Genomic DNA, 16,836 nt, shown 5'->3' with positions numbered 1-16,836 from the left:
GCGGGGCCGACGGCGCGCCCGCCGCTACTCCGCGCGCACGAAGCGCGACACGGTGACCGCGACCGTCACTGCAGTCGTCCCCTCCACCGCCGCGAGCCGCGCGTCCAGCGCCTCGGGATCCACGTGGTGGGCACTCGGCCCCATCAGCACCTCGGCGCGCAGCTCGTCGACGCTCATCAGCACCGTCGTGTCCAGCTCGGTGCGCTCCTCGAGCGCGAACCCCGCCAGCTGCTCGTCGAGCCGCTCCGCCTTGCCGGCGTCGATGCCGAGCATCCCGAACCGCTCGCGGATCTCGTGCAGGTGCCTCTCGCGCGGAGTGACGACGACGGCGACGCCGCCCGGACGGAGCACCCGCCGCATCTCCGGGGCGTTCCGCGGCGCGAAGACGGTGAGCAGCGCGTCGGCGGAGGCGTCGGCCAGCGGGAGGGGCTGCCAGAGGTCCGCGGTCGCGATCGCCGCCCGAGGATGCGCGCGGGCGGCGCGCCGGGCGGCCGGGGCCGAGAGGTCCAGGCCCAGCCCGTCCGCCGCCGGATGCGCCTCGAGCACGGCCGCGAGGTACGCCCCGGTGCCGCAGCCGAGGTCGACCACGAGCCGCGCGTCGGCGGGGACGGCCGCGGCGACCGCGTCCTGGATCACCCGGTAGTGGCCGGAGCCGAGCAGGTCGGCGCGGGCCTGCACCATCGCCGTGGTGTCGCCCGAGGTCGCGTGCCTCCCGCGCAGCAGCGAGGCGTAGCCCTGACGCGCGAGGTCGGCGCTGTGCCCGAGGGGGCAGCGGAGCGAGGAGGGGCGGGGCAGCGCATCGGGGGCGAGCGCGCCGCCGCAGACCGGGCAGGCGAGGGCGGGCAGGACCGTCGATCCGGGTCGGGCGGCCGGATCGAACGCGCTCACTCCGCGCCGGGCGCGCGCGCCCGCATGGCGGTGACCGCCGCGTTCAGCGTCGCGATGGTCGGCACCGCGAACAGCGCCCCGGCGAGCCCGGCCACCTCGAGCCCGGTCGCGACTCCGAGCACCACGGCGAGCGGATGCACCTTCACGGCGGTCCCGAGGATGAGCGGCTGCAGCACGTGCCCCTCGAGCAGGTGCACCAGGATCACGACGCCGACCATCACCAGCGCGGCGACGGGCCCGCTGAACAGCAGAGCGACCAGTGCGGCGAGCGCACCGGTCACGATCGCGCCGAGGATCGGGACGAACGAGCCGAGGAACACCACGATCGCGATCGGCACGACGAGCGGCAGCTGCAGCGCGAGCGCGCCGATGCCGATGCCGACGGCGTTGATCCCGGCGACGCCGAGCTGCGCGATCACGAACTGGCTGAGGGTCCGCCAGCCGGCGGCGCCGCCGCGCTCCATCGCGGGGCGCGCGCGGCGGGGGAGGAGGCGGAGGAACCAGTGCCAGATCCGGCGGCCGTCGAGGAGCAGGAAGATCAGCGAGAACAGGGTGAGGAGGGTTCCGGCGAAGACCTCGGCCAGCTGGGAGCCGACGGCGAGGGCCCCGGACGCGATCGTCGACGCCTGCGCGTCGGCCCAGTCGACCGCGCGCTGCGCCCAGTCCGAGAGCTGGACGTCCGAGAACGACAGCGGCGGGCTCCGCAGCCACGCCTCGACGCCGTCGACCGCGTCGAGAGCGCGCTGCCCCACTCCGCTGAAGCCGGAGCGCGACTGCACAATCACCAGCCCGACGAGGCCGGTCAGCAGGAGGAGCATCAGGACGATCGAGACCAGGACCGCGAGCGGGCGGGGGAGCCGCAGGCGCTCGAGCCGGTTCCGCAGCGGGGTGAGGAGCGCGGTGAGCAGCAGCGCGATCAGCACCGGCACGACGATCACGGGCAGCAGCGAGACGAGGCGCACGAGGAGGTAGAGGAGCCCGGCGACGGCGAGGAAGCGCCACGACCAGGCGGCGGCGATCCGCATCCCGGTCGAGACGTCGCCCGAGGCGTCGTCCGGCGAGTCCGAGGGGGCCGGAGCCGTGACCGCAGCCGGGGGAGCGGCGGCCGCAGGCGGACTCGCCGCCGTGCCGTGCCGCTCGTCGCGCGCTCGCCGTCCCCGCATGACCCCTCCGATCCTCTCGCAGTGTACGGCGGAGCGGCCGTCCGGGACCGGGAGGGAGCCCGGGGGCGCCCCGCCTGGAGGGATCCGGGCGCCGGATGTGCCGGCAGCGGCTCGTCCGGAGGGCGGAACGCGCCGGATCGCGCCGTCTCCGCCCCGTTCCCCGTCTCGGCCGCGGGAGGCCGGTCCGCGCCGGTAGCGTTGTGCGGGTCGATGCCGAGCGAGGAGGGCGACGGATGCTGGAGGCGGTTCTCGCGATCGCCGCGTGGTGCGCGGGCGCGGTGCTCGTCGTCAGCGGCGCCCTGAAGCTCGGCCGCACGGAGCGGTTCCGGGCGAGCCTCGAGGCGCTCGGGGTCCCCCTCCTCCTCCGGCGCCGCGGCTGGTTCGCGGCCGCCTTCCCCGTCGTCGAGATCGCGCTGGGCGCCGCGGTGGTGCTGGCGCCCGCTCCGGCGCACCGTGCCGCCCTCGTGCCGGTGGCGCTCCTCGACGCCGTGTTCCTCGTCGTCGCCGTCCGTGCGGTCCGCGCGACGGAGGACGTCGACTGCGAGTGCTTCGGCGGGCTGGGCTCGGCACGGATGACCGGACACACCGTCGCGAGGAACGCGGTGCTGCTCGCGCTCGCGGTCGCCGGGGCCCTCGGCGGGCTCGCTCCGGCCGCGCTGCTCGGCGGCGGCGGTGCCTCGGCGGCGGCGTCCGGGCTCGCCGCCGCTCTCGCCGCGGTCTCGCTCGTGCTGGTGCGCGACCGCCTTGCGGCGTCGACGGCCGCTCGCGTCCGGGCGGCCGCCCGCCTGTCCGCAGCCGACAGGGAGTCCGCGCCGGGGCGCGCGCCCGAGGGCGACCTCTCGGCCGCCGACCTCGCGTTCGTCACAGTGGCCGGCGAGCTCCTGACGCTCGAGGAGCTGTCCCGCCCGGCGACGCACCTCGTCTTCTTCTCGCCCTCGTGCGCCGCCTGCCACGCGCTCGTCGAGCGCTTCCGCTGGTGGCCCCACGGCCTGCGCCCGGGCGAGGAGCTGCTGCCCGTCCTCCTCGGCAGCCGCGAGGACTTCGCGGTGCACGCCGTCTACGGGCCGCTCGTCGACCACGCCCTCTACGATCCGGAGGGCCGCGTCGCCGCCGCCCTCGGCCGAGCGGGGACGCCGGGCCACGTGCTGCTCACGCCCGAGCGTCCGCTCGGCGACGGCTGGACCTCGGGAGCCGCGTCGATCGAGGCACGCGTGCTCCGGCCCGGATTCCTCGCCGAGCTGCAGGCGGCCGGCCCGGACCCGGCTCCGGCGGCCGGCGGCGCGGTACCGGCGGGGTGACGACGGCCGGCGGGCGGAGCGGTGCCGCCGGGCTGTCGACGACCGACCGACGGCGGCCGGGCTCAGCGGCGCTCGAACTCGCCGGACATCGAGCCGTGCACGGGGTGGGCGGGATCGTCACCCACGGCGCGGGCGGGATCGTCGATCTCCACGGCGCGGGACGGGGGCTCCTCGTCGCTCGCGTCGAGGCCGAAGCCGTCCTCGAGCAGCTCCTGGGCGATGCGGCTCGACAGGCCGCTCCTCTCGCCCGGTCCGGGGTCGCTCTCCGGGTCGACGGGGGCGGCGAACGCCTGCTCGAGTCCGGACGCCGGCATCCCGGCGTCGTCGATCGAGTCGGCTCGCCCGTCGAAGGGTCCTCGTGCAGGTCTCGGCATGCGCCCGAGCGTAGAGGACGGGCCCCCGGAGGTCGACGCTCCGTCGCGCACTGCCGGGCCGCCCGCGCGCCGGGTCAGTCGTGCAGCGACCAGGAGTGGGGAGCGACCTGGACGCCGCCGACGGTCGCCGTCTCGTCGCCGATGTTCAGCGCGAGCCGCGCGGTGCGTCCCTCCGGGCCCTCCGCCACGAGCATCACGGCGGTGTTGGAGAGGTCGACCGTGCGGGTGCTCGCGCCGACCAGCCACGGGTTCCGTCGGCGGAACGCGACGACCTCCTGGTGGGCCCGGTAGGCCTCCCCGCCCGGCCACTCGGCGGGCTCGGCCGGGAACTCCGGGCGGATCGCGTCGTCGCCGCCGATCCGCTCCTCCTTGACGCCGCGCAGGCCCCGCTCGTCGCCGGAGTAGATGCTCGGCACGCCGGCGACGAAGCCGAGGATCGCCGTGGCGTGGCCGTGGTGGCGCTCGTCGCTGACGGCGCTGGCGATCCGGGTCACGTCGTGGTTGCCGACGAAGGTCAGGGGCAGGAACTCGCGGACGAAGTCGTCGTGGCGCTTCAGGGACCAGGCCAGCTCGAAGAGGTTCGCCTCCTCGAGGGAGTTGCGGACGGCCTTCCAGAGCTCGTACTGCGTGACCGAGTCGAGCCCCGACTCCCGCACGTAGCCGGTGTAGTCGCCGTGGATGACCTCGCCGACGAACCACGCGTCGGGGAAGCGCTGCCGCACCGGGTCGATCGCCGCGTGCCAGGCCGCCGGCGCGACCGCGTACGCCGCGTCGAGCCGCCAGCCGTCGATGCCCCGCTCGAGCCAGTGCGCGAGCACGGAGGACACGTGCTCCGCGACCTCGGGGTTCCCGTTGTCGAGCTCGACCAGGGCGTCGTGCCCCTCGAACACGTCGACGCGGAGGCCGTCGACCTCCTGCGACCGCTCGCTGCGGGAGAAGCGCGCCGCCTCGGGGGAGCCCTCGCCGGCCGCGACGGCGGCACGCCACCAGGGGTGCTCCCGTCCCACGTGGTTGAAGACCCCGTCGAGCAGCACCCGGATCCCGCGCTCGCGGCACGCGGCGATCAGCGCGTCGAGGTCGGCCTCGTCGCCGAGGCGGGGATCGATCCGGAAGTGGTCGACCGTGTCGTAGCCGTGGGTGGAGGAGGCGAAGACCGGCCCGAGCAGCAGCCCGTTGCAGCCCAGCGCCAGCAGGTCGTCGAGCCAGGGGAGCAGGGCGCGGAGGCGGTGCTGCGGCTCGTCGTCCGGACCCGGACCCTCCGAGGCGCTCGCCTCGGCGCCCGTGAAGCCGAGCGGGTAGACGTGCCACCAGATCGCCGTCGAGATCCAACCGTCCGTCTGAGCCATCGTGGCCGTCCTCCCGGCCCGCTCGGGCGCGGACCGCCGTCACTGTAGCGAGGCGGGCTGGACCGGAGCCGCGCCCGCTCACGGGCCGGGCCGCAGGGCGGTGATCCAGGCCAGCACGGCCAGGCCCGCCCGCACGGAGGCGGGTGCCGTGACGGAGCAGACGAGCAGTGCGAGAGCCGCGCAGGCGAGCCCGGCCACCGCGCTCCTCCGCTCGCCCGCCCACCGCAGCGCCCGCACGGACGCGATCACCGCGGCGACCGCCACGGCGACGGCGGGGAGGGCCCAGAGCGGATGCACGGAGGACGCGAGCGCGAGCAGGCCCAGCGCGAGCGCGGCGAGGCCGGGCTCGTACGGCCGGCGAGCGGGAGGGTGCCGCCGGGGCGGCCGGGGGAGGGCCGCGTCGGCCGGAGCGGATGGAGGGAGGAGTGCCGTCGTCGTCATGAGCCGATCCTCGTCAGGCGGCGGACTCTGCGGAGAGGCGATCGGCGGATCGGTGGACGAGAGGCGCCGAGCGCCTCCTGTGGAGGGACCGACCGGCGCGATCGGCGTCGTTCCGGGCGTCTCGGGGCCGGAATCGCCGGAGATCCGGGGCGGGGCTGGTAGGTTACCGACGGTCCGACCGGTTGAGGACGTCCGTCCCCGGCCGAGGACGATCCATCGAAACCAGCTGTTCCGACAGCGAGAACGTCCTGGGAGGACACTCCATGGCTGACAAGTCGCTCAACCGCACCGAGCTCGTCGCGAAGATCGCCGCCGACTCCGGCCAGAGCCAGGCCGCCGTCAACGGCGTCCTCGACTCGCTCTTCACCACCCTCGCCGACTCCGTGTCGAACGACGTGAAGGTCACCATCCCCGGCTGGATCGCCGTCGAGCGCACCTCCCGCGCCGCGCGCACCGGCCGCAACCCGCAGACCGGCGAGACCATCCAGATCGCCGCCGGCCACTCGGTCAAGGTCTCCGCGGGCACCAAGCTCAAGGCCGCCGCGAAGTAGTCGCGCCCTCCGACACGGCCCCGGCACTGCGCCGGGGCCGTCGTCGTCCGCGGACGCGGCTGCCGATCGTCCGCGGACGCGGCTGCCGATCAGCCGCGGAACGTAGGCTGGACCGGTGAATCGAACCGTCCGGATCGTCGGCCCTGCGCTCGTGCTCGTCGCCGCAGCGCTCGTCGCCCTCCTCGCGGCCCTGGCCTTCGGCGGGGGAGCCGCGGCTCCGCTGCTGAACGATCCCGGCCCCGTGGTCCGCTACGGCCTCCCGATCGCCAAGCTGGCCGTCAATCTCGGCGCCGCGGGCATGATCGGCTCGCTCGTGCTGACGCTGTTCGCGCTGAGCCCCCGCGCCGCCGCCGCCCGCGACGCTCGATCCTCGTCCCGATCTTCGACCGCTCACGCCTCCGCGCGGGGCGGCCAGTCCTCGCGCGGCGGCCAGTCCTCCTCCCGCGCCGGATCGACGCGCACCGCGGTCGCGCCCGCGCGCCCCGCGCCCGCCGAGGCCGCGCCCGAGCCGCGCACCGAGTTCTCGATCGCCCTCGACGTCGCCGCCGCCAGCGCCGCGTTCTTCGCGGCGGCCAGCGCGGTGACCGGGTTCCTCACCTTCCTCAACGTCACGCAGACGCCCCTGAGCCTCGACCGCGACTTCGGCACCAAGCTCAGCTACTTCATCGGCAGCATCGAGGTCGGCCAGGCCTGGCTCATCACGACGCTGCTCGCGGCCGTCGTCACCGTCCTCTGCTTCGCCGTCCGCAACCAGACCGCGCTCGTCTTCGTCACGGGCCTGGCCCTGCTCACGCTGCTGCCGATGGCGCAGCAGGGGCACGCGGCGGGAGCGAGCGGGCACGACGCCGCCGTCACGGCGCTGGGCCTGCACCTCGTCTTCGCGGCGATCTGGCTGGGCGGCCTCATCACCGTCATCGCCCTGCGGCCCCTGCTCGGCGGCTCCCGCCTGCTGCCCGTGATCGAGCGCTACTCCAGCCTCGCGCTCGTGAGCTTCGTCGTGGTCGCGGCGTCCGGCTACGTCAGCGCCGAGCTCCGGCTCGCCACCCTCGACAACCTGCTGACCGGCTACGGGATCCTCGTGCTGGTCAAGGTCGCGGCGCTGGTCGCGCTGGGCCTGTTCGGCGTGCTGCAGCGCCGCTACCTCATCGAGCGGATGCGGAAGGCCGGCGGTGTCGGCGGCCGCAGCTTCTGGTGGCTCGTCGGCGCCGAGATCGCCTTCATGGGGATCGCGTCCGGAGTCGCCGCGGCTCTCGCGCGCACCGCGACCCCGGTCGACCAGATCGCCGCCAGCCAGCTCACGGATCCGACCCCGGCCCAGCTGCTGACGGGCGAGCCCCTGCCGCCGCCCGCGAGCGCGATGAACTTCCTCACGCTCTGGAACATCGACCTGGTCTGGCTCCTGGTCTGCTCCTTCGCCATCGCGTTCTACGTCGCCGGAGTGGTGCGCCTGCACCGCCGCGGCGACCGCTGGCCCCTGCACCGCACGATCCTCTGGATCGCGGGCATGCTCCTCCTGGCCTACATCACGAACGGCGGGGTGAACGCGTACGAGAAGTACCTGTTCAGCGCCCACATGCTCTCGCACATGGTCCTCACCATGGCGGTGCCGCTGCTGCTCGTCCCGGCGGCACCGGTCACGCTCATCGCCCGCGCCGCCGCCCGCCGCTCCGACGGCTCCCGCGGCGCCCGCGAGTGGGTGCTGCTCGCCGTTCACTCGCGCTTCGCCACCGCGATCTCGCACCCGATCGTCGCCGCGCTGCTGTTCGTCGGGTCGCTCTGGGGCTTCTACTACTCCCCGCTGTTCCGCTGGGCCACCACGGACCACATCGGCCACGAGTGGATGATCGTCCACTTCCTGATCACCGGCTACCTCTTCGTCAGCGTCCTGATCGGAGTGGACCCGAGCGTGCACCGCGTGCCCTACGCGATGCGCCTCCTGCTGCTGCTGGGCACCATGGCGTTCCACGCCTTCTTCGGCCTCGCACTGATGACGGGGGAGGGGCTGCTCCTGGCCGACTGGTACGGAGCGATGGGCTGGGGCACCTCCGCGCTCGCCGATCAGCAGGCGGCCGGCGGCATCGCGTGGAGCATCGGCGAGATCCCCACCCTCGCGCTCGCGATCGTCGTCGCGATGATGTGGAGCCGCTCCGACGCCCGCGAGACCAAGCGCCGCGACCGCCAGGCCGACCGCACCGGAGAGGCCGAGCTCACGGCCTACAACGACCGCCTGGCCGCCCTCCAGAAGCGCGGCTGATCCGCGCCCGGGCCCCGCCCGGCGGCCCGCGGGTACAGTGGAGCGGTGACTCAGCCGACCCTCTCCGACGAGCAGCAGCGGGTCTTCGACCTCATCGAGAACACGCGCGAGCACCTGTTCGTCACGGGTCGCGCGGGCACGGGCAAGTCCACCCTGCTCAACCACCTGAGCTGGAACACCGACAAGCAGATCGTCATCTGCGCCCCCACCGGCGTCGCGGCGCTGAACGTCGGCGGCCAGACCATCCACTCGCTCTTCCGACTGCCGATCGGCGTCATCGCCGACTCCGACCTCGACCAGCCGCCCGAGCTGCGCAAGCTCCTCAACACCATCGACACGCTCGTCATCGACGAGATCTCCATGGTCAACGCCGACCTGCTCGACGGGATCGACCGCAGCCTCCGGCAGGCGCGGCAGCGGCGCTCCGAGCCGTTCGGGGGCGTGCAGGTCGTCCTCTTCGGCGACCCGTTCCAGCTCGCACCCGTTCCCGGCGATCCGGAGGAGCGCGCCTACTTCGCCGACCGCTACCGCTCGCTGTGGTTCTTCGACGCCCTCGTCTGGCAGGAGGCGCCGCTGCGGATCGTCGAGCTCGGCCGGATCCACCGGCAGAGCGACGAGCGCTTCAAGTGGATGCTCAACGCGGTCCGCTTCGGCATGGTGACGAAGGAGATCGCCGACGTGCTGAACGCGGCGGGCGCGCGGACGCCTCCGGCCGACGACGCGATCACGCTCGCGACCCGCAACGACACGGTCAACCGCATCAACCAGGCGGCGCTCGCGCGGCTGAAGGGCCCGCTGAAGACCGCGTCGGCCGAGATCAGCGGCGACTTCGGAGGGCGTGCCTATCCAGCGGACCAGAACCTCGAGCTCAAGATCGGCGCGCACGTGATGTTCCTGCGCAACGACTCCGAGCAGCGCTGGGTGAACGGCACGATCGGCCGTGTGACGAAGGTCGCGGGGACGGTGTGGGTCGAGGTGGACGGCGAGGTCCACGAGGTCGAGCCCGCGACCTGGGAGCGCTACCGCTACTCCTACTCCGCCGCGACGAAGAAGCTCACCCGCGAGATCGTCGCCGAGTTCGCGCAGTTCCCGCTCCGCCTGGCGTGGGCGGTCACGATCCACAAGTCGCAGGGCAAGACCTACGACTCCGCCGTGGTCGACCTCGGGCAGCGCGCCTTCGCCCCCGGGCAGACCTACGTGGCGCTCAGCCGCATCACGAGCCTCGAGGGGCTCTACCTGACGCGGCCGCTCCGGCCGAGCGACATCATCGTCGACAAGGACGTGCTGCGCTTCATGTCCGAACGGCGAGCCGAGCCGGCCGCCGTCGCGGAGGCGTCCGCGGACTGACGCCCCGCGGAGGACGTGGTAGCAGGGGCCTCAGGCCGCCGCGCAGGTCCGGGCGAGATCGCGGAACAGCTCCGTCGTCAGCCGGTACGCCTCCGCGACCTCCGCGATGACCCGCTCGCGCTCCTCCTCGTCCCAGCCCGCGGCGTCGAGCTGCTCGCGATAGGTGGCGCGGAAGGCCGACGGTGCGGCGATCTCGCCGAAGAGGAAGAAGCCGACGCCGTTGGTCTCGAAGCCGAACCGCCGCTGCAGCAGCCCGCGGACGATCGCGCAGCCGGAGAGGTCACCGAGGTAGCGCGTGTAGTGGTGGGCGACGAAGCCGCCGCTCCAGCCCGAGGCCACGGTGCGGATCCGGTCGACGTAGGCGCTGGTCGAGGGCAGCGGGCGGATGCGCTCGCGCCAGTCCTCGCCGACGAGGAAGCGCAGGTCCTCCGCGATCGCGGGGAGCCGGGTGAGCTTGGCCGAGAGGAAGGGCTCCGCGACCGGATCGCCGGCCATGTCCTCCGCCACGGCCTCGAGGGCCTCGTAGACGAAGTAGTGCTGCGAGATGAGCGCGATGTAGTCGTCGCGGCTGCCGGAGCCGGTCATCAGCGAGGTCATGAAGGCGGCGCCCTCGTCGTCCGCGCCGGACTGCCCGATGCGCAGGCGTAGGGCCTCGGAGAACGGGATGACGTTCGACACGGTGGCCTCCCTCGGCGACTGAGGACTGCCTTACCTTAGCCGAGCGGAGCCGCTGGGACCAGAGGGCGTCAGTGCCCGTGTCCGCGGTCGACGACGGAGTGCATCATCCCGCCCATGTCGCCCGAGCCGCCCGAGGAGGCGGCCATGGCGGGGGTGGCGAGGGCGGAGACGGTGAGCGCGCCGGCCAGGAGTCCGACGAGAGCTCGCGACGGCGAGACGGCCTTCTCCTCGACGCGCGGAGAGCGGAGCGAGACGGCCACCACGGCGACCGCGATCAGCTGGAGGACCGCGGCGGCCAGCGCGGGGAGGGGCTCGGCGAGTGCGCCGAGGGACAGAGCGAGGGCGAACGCCGCCAGGGAGGCGACCGCGACGACCAGCGCGGAGCGCGGCACGACGATCCGGCCGCGTGCCAGGACGAGGACCGCCCAGAGGATTTCGACAGCACCGAGCGCTCCGATCACCGGAGCCTGCACGCCCTCGCCGCCGGCGGCGAGCGAGAGGTGGACGAGCCCGGCGCCGAGTCCGGCGAAAGCGGCGTTGCAGCGGGCCACGGTGGTCATAGCGGCTCCTTCGCTGAATCGAGGAAGAAGAGGAGGCCCCGGATCGACACACCGCATCGTGTCGTCCGGGGCCGTTCAGTCCGTCCGCCGCGGAAAACGGCGGGCCCACGGCGGACGGAGTAGAGGGGGGCGGCGGGTGCCGCCCGGGTCAGGCGGTCGCGGTGGTGCGCGTCCTCGCCGTCTTCTCGGTGCCGAGTCCGACTCCCAGGAGCACCAGCGCGCTGGCCAGGTGCAGGAAGTGGTCGGCGGTGTTCAGCGCCAGCACGTTCAGAGCGGTGTCGACCAGGAAGAAGCCGACGATGCCGAGCAGCAGGTACACCGCTCCGACGGTCACGTTGACGGTCTTCGCCGCGGCGACGGTCGACAGGCCCGCGATCAGCAGCGCGCCTCCGATGAGCAGGTGGGCGATGTTGTGCAGCGGGTTCACCTCGAAGATGCCGAGCAGGAGCCCGCCTTCGGTCGAGAGGAACTGCACGCCTCCGGTCACGACGAAGCCGAGCAGCCCGACGACGACGTAGACGGCTCCGAAGAGAGTCGCCAGCAGTCGATTGGGGGATCTGCGCATGGTCTCTTACCTCCTTCGAGCAGCGCCTCTGCGCTGTACTCCCTCTCTTCGTAACCGGGCGCCTGCCGGTTTGGGAACGGGGTGGACTCCGCCGGTCACGGTCAGGACACGAATCGCGATCGGGCGCTCAGCGGCCCTCTCCGGCCCGACGGAGCCCCCGTACAGTGGTGCCGTTCGCAGACGACGGGGGAGTCGCACGGCATGGGATCTCGCAGACGGACGCGGACGGGGCTGCTCGTCGTCCCGGTCCTCGTGCTCGCACTGGCCGGCTGCACGCCCGCCGCCGCCTCGCGCGTGGCGGAGGCTCCCGCGCAGGCGGCGTCGGAGGAGCTCGCCTCCGCCCTGTCGGGGTTCCTCGACGAGACGGTCGGCGTCGCCGGCGCGACCGGAGCGGTCGCCGGGGTCTGGTCGCCGTGGGGCGGCAGCTGGGAGGGCGCGGTCGGCTGGGAATCGGACGAGCGCACCACCGCCCTCACCACCGACGCGCACCTGCGGCTCGGCACCGGCGGCACCGAGGCGATGACCTGCGACGTGGTCCTCGCCCTCGCCGACTCCGGCCGGGTCGACCTCGACGCCGACGTCGGCGAGACGCTGCGCTCCCTGCCCGGCATCGACGGCCTCACGCTGCGCGAGCTCTGCGCGCACACCTCCGGCCTGGCCGACTTCCGCTCGGCGCTCTGGCCGACCGTGCTCCAGAACCCCCCGCGGCAGTGGCCGACGCTCGAGCTGCTCGCCGCGGCCCAGGTGCGCGGCGCCTCGGCCGAGCCCGGAGCGGCGTGGTCCGACTCCGCCACCGGTCCGCTGCTCGCCGGCATCGTCGCCGCGCAGGTGACCGGTCGGAGCATCGGGGAGCTCTACGACCAGTACGTGGTGCCGCGGTACGGGCTGCGCAGCACGGAGCTGCCAGACGCCTCCGAGGTCGACCTGCCCGCTCCGTCCCCCCGCGGCTACGCGGTCGCGCTGGACCCGGCGACCGGGGAGAAGCGCTGCGACGTGCGGCTCGACGTCACCGCCGCGTCCCCGTCCGCGCTCGGCGCCGCGGGCGGAGCGCTGACCGATCTGGAGGACCTCCGGCGGCTGGCGATTGGTCTCGCGGCCGATCCCGCGGGCGACGCCATGTGGCAGGATCCGGTCGTCCAGGGCCAGGGCCGCGCCGACTACCTCCGCGCCGGGCTCGGCGGGCACGAGGCGGGACCCCTCCGCGGCTTCTCGGGCCTCGCGCCCGGCTTCGTCACCGCGGCCTACTCCGACCCGGTCTCGGGCCTGACCGTGGCCGTCTCGATCAACAGCTCGACGCCCGGCGGCGACTTCGCCGCGACGGTCGCCCGCACCCTGGCCGCCATCGCGGTCGAGCAGGGAGCCGCGGCGGGAGCCGAGGGCCTGCCCCGGCTCCCGTGGACGGCCGACGGCGAGCGCGGCGCCGTGCAGGGGACCCCGACGCGCTGCTGATCCGGCGGCGCCCTACTCTGGTGCCATGCCGATCACTCCCGACACCAAGGACTGGACCTGGGTCCTCGAGCGCCCGTGCCTCGAGTGCGGTTTCGACGCCTCGCTCGTCGACGCCGACGAGGTCGCCGAGCTCATCCGCGAGAACGCCGCCGCCTGGCCCTACGTGCTCGACCGCGACGACGCGGCGGGCCGGCCCGACGACGAGACCTGGTCGCCGCTCGAGTACGCCGCGCACGTGCGCGACGTGCACCGCGTCTACCGCACCCGCGTGCAGCTGATGCTCGCCGGCGACGACCCGCTCTACCCCAACTGGGACCAGGACGTCACCGCCGTGGAGGAGCGCTACGACCAGCAGGACCCCGCGACGGTCGGCCGCGAGCTGGTCGAGGCGGCTGAGCGCATCGCCGAGGTGTTCGACTCCGTCGCCGGTGCCCAGTGGCAGCGCCGAGGCCGCCGCAGCGACGGCGCGGCGTTCACGGTCGACACGATCGCCCGCTACTACCTGCACGACGTCCAGCACCACCTGCACGACGTGCAGGGCTGAGCTCAGGTGTCGATGAGCTGCGGATTGAGGAACGAGAGCGTCCGCGCGTAGGCGAGCGCCGCGGAGGCGGGGCTGACCGCGTCGCGCAGGTTGCCGTTCGCGAAGTGCCGCTGCGTGTCCGGGTAGGTGTGCGCCGTGACCGGCGTCCCCGACTCCTTCAGCCGCCCGACGAACGACTCCGGGTCGTCGCCCGCGGGCCACTCGTCGCTCTGCGCGTAGTGCAGGAGGGTGGGGCACGGGACCAGCACGTGCTCCTCCGCACCGAGGGTGGCGTAGTACGCGACCACCGCGTCCACGAGCCCGGTGCCCGCGGCGAGCAGCCCGAGGCGGCCGCCGAAGCCGAAGCCGATGACGGCGCTGCGCGGCGCCCCGGCCGCGACTCCGGTGCCGACCGCCTCGGCGACGGCGGCGAGGGTGCGGTCCTGCGCGGCCATCGCGGCGAGGTCGCGCGCGTCCTCCGGGGCGAGCGTGGCCCAGCCGTCGTAGAGGTCGGGCACGAGCACGTGGTAGCCGTGCTTCGCCACGGCCTCGGCGAACGGCTCCAGCCACGGCAGGCGCCCGAACACGTCGTGCAGCACGACCACCACGGGCCGGCCGGGGTGCCCGTACTCGAGGGCGACGCCCGGCGACGGGATCTGGACGAGCTCTGTCACCCCTCCACCCTGCCCTCTGCGTCCCGCGATCCCGCGCGCTGCCGCGGATCCGCCCGGCGTGTCGCGTCGAAACGCCGCGCGGGCGCCTCACCGCTCCGCGCAGCCGTGCGGCTTCAGCGGCAGGACGACCTGCTCGCGCAAGTGCTCGTAGACGACCGAGGTGCGCACGTCGGCGACCTCGCGGCGCTGCGTCAGCTCGTCGATGACGAAGGCGTAGAGGTCCTGGTTGTCGCGGACGGCGACGTGGATGATGAAGTCCTCCGAGCCGGAGGTGACGAACACGCCGACCGTCTCGTCGAGGCCGGCGACCCAGTCGCGGAAGGCCTCGATGATCTCGCGCGACGGCGGACGGATGCGGACCGCGATCAGCGCCTGCACGCCGCGCCCGAGGGCCGCGAAGTCGAGAGTGAGCGTCGCGCCGGTGATCACGCCGCGGCGCCGGAGGCTCCTCGTGCGGTCGAGGGCGGTGGTCGGCGAGACGTGCACGGCGGCTGCGAGGTCACGGTTCGTGATCCGTGCATCCGACTGCAGGACCTGCAGGATCCGGACGTCGAGTTCGTCGAGTGCCGCTCCTGGGCCGTTCTGCTGGTCGTTCATACGGAGATCCTGCCTAAGGGGAGCCCTCCTGCCTACTGTTCGTGACGTCACTGCGCACGAACCGAGGAGCATCATGACCATCCCCGCCCCCGACGCCGTCGGCTTCCACCCCGACGAGATCGACACCGCCGCGCCCACCCGCTCGGCCCGCCTCAAGTGGGTGGTCGTCGTCGACGAGTCCCTCCCCGCCGGCCGCGCCGTGAACGCCGCGATCTGCGTGGGCGCCGCGACGGCCGCGCACGTCGCGGGGCTGCTCGGACCGAGCCCCGCCGACGCGTCCGGATCGCTGCATCCCGGTCTGCCGTGGGCCGGCTGCACGGTCCTCGCCGCCGACGCGGCGACCCTGCTCGCGATCCGCGCGAAGGCCGAGGCGCACGACGGGACGTTCGTCGCCGACATGCCCGCGTCCGCGCAGGCCACCCGGGTGTACGACGAGTACCGGGAGGCGGTGGCGGCGAGCGGCTCCGACGAGCTGCAGTACCTCGCGGTCAGCCTGGTGGGGCCGAGGAACCGGATCGACAGGATCGTCGGGCGGCTGCCGCTGCTGGGCTGACGGATACCGCTGGGCTGACAAACGCCGCTGCGCTGCCGGACGCCGCTGCAGCGCTGGAGGAGGAGCCGCTCGCGTCGGGCCGGAGGACCGGCCGCAGACGAGGGGGGGAGGAGAGCGAGTGACGGGAATCGAACCCGCGCCATCTGCTTGGGAAGCAGAAGTTCTACCATTGAACTACACTCGCGTGGCGCCGCTCGGGCGCACCAGGACATCGTAGCAAGGCCCGGAGCCGGCCCATGCCCCCGGGTCGCGCCACGCCCTAGGATCGCAGCGTGCTCCTCTCCGACCGCGACATCTCGCTCGAACTCGCCTCCGGCCGCGTGGGGCTCGCCCCGCACGATCCGTCGATGCTGCAGCCGTCGTCCGTCGATGTGCGCCTCGACCGCTTCTTCCGGCTGTTCGACAACCACCGCTACCCGTACATCGATCCGGCCGAGGACCAGCCCGAGCTGACCCGCTTGGTCGAGACGCCGCAGGGCGAGCCGTTCATCCTCCACCCGGGAGAGTTCGTGCTCGGCTCGACCTACGAGGAGGTGTCGCTGCCGGACGACATCGCGGCGCGCCTCGAGGGCAAGAGCTCGCTCGGACGGCTCGGACTGCTGACCCACTCGACCGCCGGGTTCATCGATCCGGGCTTCACCGGCCACGTCACCCTCGAGCTCAGCAACGTCGCGACGCTCCCCATCACGCTCTGGCCGGGGATGAAGATCGGCCAGATGTGCTTCTTCCGCCTCAGCTCGCCCGCCGAGAAGCCCTACGGCTCGGCGGAGTACAGCTCGCGGTACCAGGGCCAGCGCGGTCCGACCGCGTCGCGGTCGGCGCTCAACTTCCACCGCACGGACGTCTACACCGACTGACTCCGGCGCAGGGATCAGGGCGCGGGGGTCAGCCCAGCAGGCGGGGGAGCTGCAGCACGAGCCAGGGGGAGAACGCCCAGGGGGTCGAGCGGACGGCGGCGAGCGTCGCCTCGGCGTCGACCCACTCGTAGTCCATGACCTCGTCGAGGCGCGGATCGAGGGCGTCGCGGCTCGACAGCGTCGCCGTGTAGACGGGGCAGATCTCGTTCTCGACGACGCCGGACGCGTCGACCGCGCGGTAGCGGAAGTCCGGCAGGGCGACCTCCAGCGTGGCCAGCCGGGCGCCGAGCTCGCGCTCGGCCCGGCGGACGACGGCGTCCTCGATCCGCTCGCCCGGGGCGGGGTGCCCGCAGAAGGAGTTGGTCCAGACGCCCGGCCAGGTGCGCTTCTCGAGTGCGCGGCGGGTCACCAGCAGCGCGCCGTCCGGGGAGAAGACGTGGCAGGAGAACGCGAGGTGCAGGGGAGTGGCCGTGTCGTGCACGGTCGCCTTGTCGGCGACCCCCACGGCGTTCCCGGCCTCGTCGAGGAGGACCACCTGCTCGATCCGGTCCGTCTGCACAGTGGCGGCTGGCGAAGTCATACCCGCAAGTCAAGCACGCCGCAACACATCAGCCGGCTTATCGTCCTGGTTCTCCCCTTTGTTAGCCTTCCCACGTGGATACGCGCGACCCCGTGGTTCTGTCCCGGTTGAGGCAGGAGCACGTCGATGCCGTCCTGG

19 protein-coding genes and 1 tRNA gene are annotated in these 16,836 nt (G+C 73.7%); 8 read left to right on the top strand and 12 right to left on the bottom strand.

Annotated features, from left to right (window positions below):
* Window positions 1-24 precede the first annotated feature (24 nt).
* The gene (locus C5C35_RS06310) at window positions 25-888 is read right to left on the bottom strand and encodes a methyltransferase domain-containing protein (protein ID WP_104262767.1); all 864 of its coding nucleotides are present in this window, start codon (window positions 886-888) and stop codon (window positions 25-27) included.
* Entirely contained in the window at window positions 885-2,051 is a 1,167-nt protein-coding gene (locus tag C5C35_RS06305; protein WP_104226121.1) for an AI-2E family transporter, read from the bottom strand. The genes C5C35_RS06310 and C5C35_RS06305 overlap by 4 nt, the downstream gene beginning before the upstream one ends.
* A 233-nt stretch (window positions 2,052-2,284) precedes the next feature.
* On the opposite strand from C5C35_RS06305, the gene C5C35_RS17205 reads away from it, so the two are divergent.
* Window positions 2,285-3,349, top strand: a complete 1,065-nt coding sequence (locus C5C35_RS17205; RefSeq protein WP_104260428.1) for a MauE/DoxX family redox-associated membrane protein — start codon at window positions 2,285-2,287, stop codon at window positions 3,347-3,349.
* A gap of 62 nt (window positions 3,350-3,411) precedes the next feature.
* On the opposite strand, the gene C5C35_RS17200 is transcribed toward C5C35_RS17205, so the two are convergent.
* The 3 genes from C5C35_RS17200 to C5C35_RS06285 all read right to left on the bottom strand — a co-directional run bounded on the left by C5C35_RS17200 (window position 3,412) and on the right by C5C35_RS06285 (window position 5,510).
* Window positions 3,412-3,723, bottom strand: a complete 312-nt coding sequence (locus tag C5C35_RS17200) for a hypothetical protein (protein WP_146076888.1) — start codon at window positions 3,721-3,723, stop codon at window positions 3,412-3,414.
* A 74-nt stretch (window positions 3,724-3,797) separates the two neighbouring features.
* Window positions 3,798-5,069: an alpha-amylase family glycosyl hydrolase gene (locus C5C35_RS06290; protein ID WP_104262766.1), complete on the bottom strand. Its 1,272-nt coding sequence runs from the start codon at window positions 5,067-5,069 to the stop codon at window positions 3,798-3,800.
* A gap of 78 nt (window positions 5,070-5,147) precedes the next feature.
* A complete protein-coding gene (locus C5C35_RS06285; RefSeq protein ID WP_104262765.1) occupies window positions 5,148-5,510 on the bottom strand; it encodes a hypothetical protein in 363 nt (120 codons plus the stop codon).
* A 263-nt stretch (window positions 5,511-5,773) separates the two neighbouring features.
* Here C5C35_RS06285 and C5C35_RS06280 point away from each other — a divergent pair, with 263 nt between their 5' ends.
* From C5C35_RS06280 to C5C35_RS06270, 3 genes are all read left to right on the top strand, one after another.
* A complete protein-coding gene (locus C5C35_RS06280; RefSeq protein WP_056037903.1) occupies window positions 5,774-6,061 on the top strand; it encodes an HU family DNA-binding protein in 288 nt (95 codons plus the stop codon).
* Between the two features lie 115 nt (window positions 6,062-6,176).
* Entirely contained in the window at window positions 6,177-8,315 is a 2,139-nt protein-coding gene (locus C5C35_RS06275; protein WP_258066318.1) for a bifunctional copper resistance protein CopD/cytochrome c oxidase assembly protein, read from the top strand.
* Window positions 8,316-8,360: 45 nt separating this feature from the next.
* Window positions 8,361-9,662 carry an ATP-dependent RecD-like DNA helicase gene (locus C5C35_RS06270; RefSeq protein ID WP_104222908.1) on the top strand — a complete coding sequence of 434 codons (1,302 nt, stop codon included), beginning with the start codon at window positions 8,361-8,363 and terminating at the stop codon, window positions 9,660-9,662.
* A 30-nt stretch (window positions 9,663-9,692) separates the two neighbouring features.
* Here C5C35_RS06270 and C5C35_RS06265 read toward each other — a convergent pair whose 3' ends face one another.
* The 3 genes from C5C35_RS06265 to C5C35_RS06255 all read right to left on the bottom strand — a co-directional run bounded on the left by C5C35_RS06265 (window position 9,693) and on the right by C5C35_RS06255 (window position 11,465).
* Window positions 9,693-10,340 (bottom strand): heme oxygenase (biliverdin-producing), encoded by a 648-nt coding sequence (locus tag C5C35_RS06265; protein ID WP_104226125.1) that lies wholly within the window; start codon window positions 10,338-10,340, stop codon window positions 9,693-9,695.
* Window positions 10,341-10,408: 68 nt separating this feature from the next.
* The gene (locus C5C35_RS06260) at window positions 10,409-10,900 is read right to left on the bottom strand and encodes a hypothetical protein (RefSeq protein WP_104262764.1); all 492 of its coding nucleotides are present in this window, start codon (window positions 10,898-10,900) and stop codon (window positions 10,409-10,411) included.
* 148 nt (window positions 10,901-11,048) lie between these two features.
* On the bottom strand, window positions 11,049-11,465 hold the full coding sequence (locus tag C5C35_RS06255; protein WP_104262763.1) for a DUF4383 domain-containing protein: 417 nt from the start codon (window positions 11,463-11,465) through the stop codon (window positions 11,049-11,051).
* Window positions 11,466-11,666: 201 nt separating this feature from the next.
* Between C5C35_RS06255 and C5C35_RS06250 the strand changes: the two genes are divergently transcribed.
* Together C5C35_RS06250 and C5C35_RS06245 are read left to right on the top strand one after the other, a co-directional pair.
* Window positions 11,667-12,914, top strand: a complete 1,248-nt coding sequence (locus C5C35_RS06250) for a serine hydrolase (RefSeq protein ID WP_104246934.1) — start codon at window positions 11,667-11,669, stop codon at window positions 12,912-12,914.
* Window positions 12,915-12,939: 25 nt separating this feature from the next.
* Window positions 12,940-13,458, top strand: coding sequence for a DinB family protein (locus C5C35_RS06245; RefSeq protein ID WP_104262762.1), 519 nt, complete (start codon window positions 12,940-12,942; stop codon window positions 13,456-13,458).
* 2 nt (window positions 13,459-13,460) lie between these two features.
* Here the strand turns inward: C5C35_RS06245 and C5C35_RS06240 are convergent, their stop codons facing one another.
* Together C5C35_RS06240 and C5C35_RS06235 are read right to left on the bottom strand one after the other, a co-directional pair.
* A complete protein-coding gene (locus C5C35_RS06240) occupies window positions 13,461-14,111 on the bottom strand; it encodes a dienelactone hydrolase family protein (protein ID WP_104237610.1) in 651 nt (216 codons plus the stop codon).
* Between the two features lie 87 nt (window positions 14,112-14,198).
* Entirely contained in the window at window positions 14,199-14,708 is a 510-nt protein-coding gene (locus C5C35_RS06235; protein WP_104262761.1) for an Lrp/AsnC family transcriptional regulator, read from the bottom strand.
* A 73-nt stretch (window positions 14,709-14,781) separates the two neighbouring features.
* Here C5C35_RS06235 and C5C35_RS06230 point away from each other — a divergent pair, with 73 nt between their 5' ends.
* Entirely contained in the window at window positions 14,782-15,261 is a 480-nt protein-coding gene (locus C5C35_RS06230; protein WP_104222899.1) for a DUF2000 domain-containing protein, read from the top strand.
* Window positions 15,262-15,374: 113 nt separating this feature from the next.
* On the opposite strand, the gene C5C35_RS06225 is transcribed toward C5C35_RS06230, so the two are convergent.
* Window positions 15,375-15,445, bottom strand: a tRNA-Gly gene (locus C5C35_RS06225).
* An 88-nt stretch (window positions 15,446-15,533) separates the two neighbouring features.
* Between C5C35_RS06225 and dcd the strand changes: the two genes are divergently transcribed.
* Window positions 15,534-16,118 carry a dCTP deaminase gene (gene dcd / locus C5C35_RS06220; RefSeq protein WP_104222898.1) on the top strand — a complete coding sequence of 195 codons (585 nt, stop codon included), beginning with the start codon at window positions 15,534-15,536 and terminating at the stop codon, window positions 16,116-16,118.
* A 28-nt stretch (window positions 16,119-16,146) separates the two neighbouring features.
* Here the strand turns inward: dcd and idi are convergent, their stop codons facing one another.
* Entirely contained in the window at window positions 16,147-16,698 is a 552-nt protein-coding gene (gene idi, locus C5C35_RS06215; protein ID WP_104222897.1) for an isopentenyl-diphosphate Delta-isomerase, read from the bottom strand.
* Window positions 16,699-16,836: the final 138 nt, after the last annotated feature.

Origin of the sequence: Rathayibacter sp. AY1F8 (genome assembly GCF_002932165.1) — a bacterium.
In the GTDB taxonomy this organism is placed as follows: Bacteria; Actinomycetota; Actinomycetes; order Actinomycetales; family Microbacteriaceae; genus Rathayibacter.
The sequence above is the reverse complement of the archived record's forward strand: the minus strand, read 5'-3'. Positions and strand labels throughout refer to the sequence as shown.

Excerpts from the sequence above, each read along its gene's own strand:
- C5C35_RS06305 (WP_104226121.1), bottom strand. The coding sequence starts at position 2,051 with ATGCGGGGACGGCGAGCGCGCGACGAGCGGCACGGCACGGCGGCGAGT.
- C5C35_RS17205 (WP_104260428.1), top strand. The coding sequence starts at position 2,285 with ATGCTGGAGGCGGTTCTCGCGATCGCCGCGTGGTGCGCGGGCGCGGTG.
- C5C35_RS17200 (WP_146076888.1), bottom strand. The coding sequence starts at position 3,723 with ATGCCGAGACCTGCACGAGGACCCTTCGACGGGCGAGCCGACTCGATC.
- C5C35_RS06290 (WP_104262766.1), bottom strand. The coding sequence starts at position 5,069 with ATGGCTCAGACGGACGGTTGGATCTCGACGGCGATCTGGTGGCACGTC.
- C5C35_RS06285 (WP_104262765.1), bottom strand. The coding sequence starts at position 5,510 with ATGACGACGACGGCACTCCTCCCTCCATCCGCTCCGGCCGACGCGGCC.
- C5C35_RS06280 (WP_056037903.1), top strand. The coding sequence starts at position 5,774 with ATGGCTGACAAGTCGCTCAACCGCACCGAGCTCGTCGCGAAGATCGCC.
- C5C35_RS06260 (WP_104262764.1), bottom strand. The coding sequence starts at position 10,900 with ATGACCACCGTGGCCCGCTGCAACGCCGCTTTCGCCGGACTCGGCGCC.
- C5C35_RS06255 (WP_104262763.1), bottom strand. The coding sequence starts at position 11,465 with ATGCGCAGATCCCCCAATCGACTGCTGGCGACTCTCTTCGGAGCCGTC.
- C5C35_RS06250 (WP_104246934.1), top strand. The coding sequence starts at position 11,667 with ATGGGATCTCGCAGACGGACGCGGACGGGGCTGCTCGTCGTCCCGGTC.
- C5C35_RS06245 (WP_104262762.1), top strand. The coding sequence starts at position 12,940 with ATGCCGATCACTCCCGACACCAAGGACTGGACCTGGGTCCTCGAGCGC.
- C5C35_RS06235 (WP_104262761.1), bottom strand. The coding sequence starts at position 14,708 with ATGAACGACCAGCAGAACGGCCCAGGAGCGGCACTCGACGAACTCGAC.
- C5C35_RS06230 (WP_104222899.1), top strand. The coding sequence starts at position 14,782 with ATGACCATCCCCGCCCCCGACGCCGTCGGCTTCCACCCCGACGAGATC.
- idi (WP_104222897.1), bottom strand. The coding sequence starts at position 16,698 with ATGACTTCGCCAGCCGCCACTGTGCAGACGGACCGGATCGAGCAGGTG.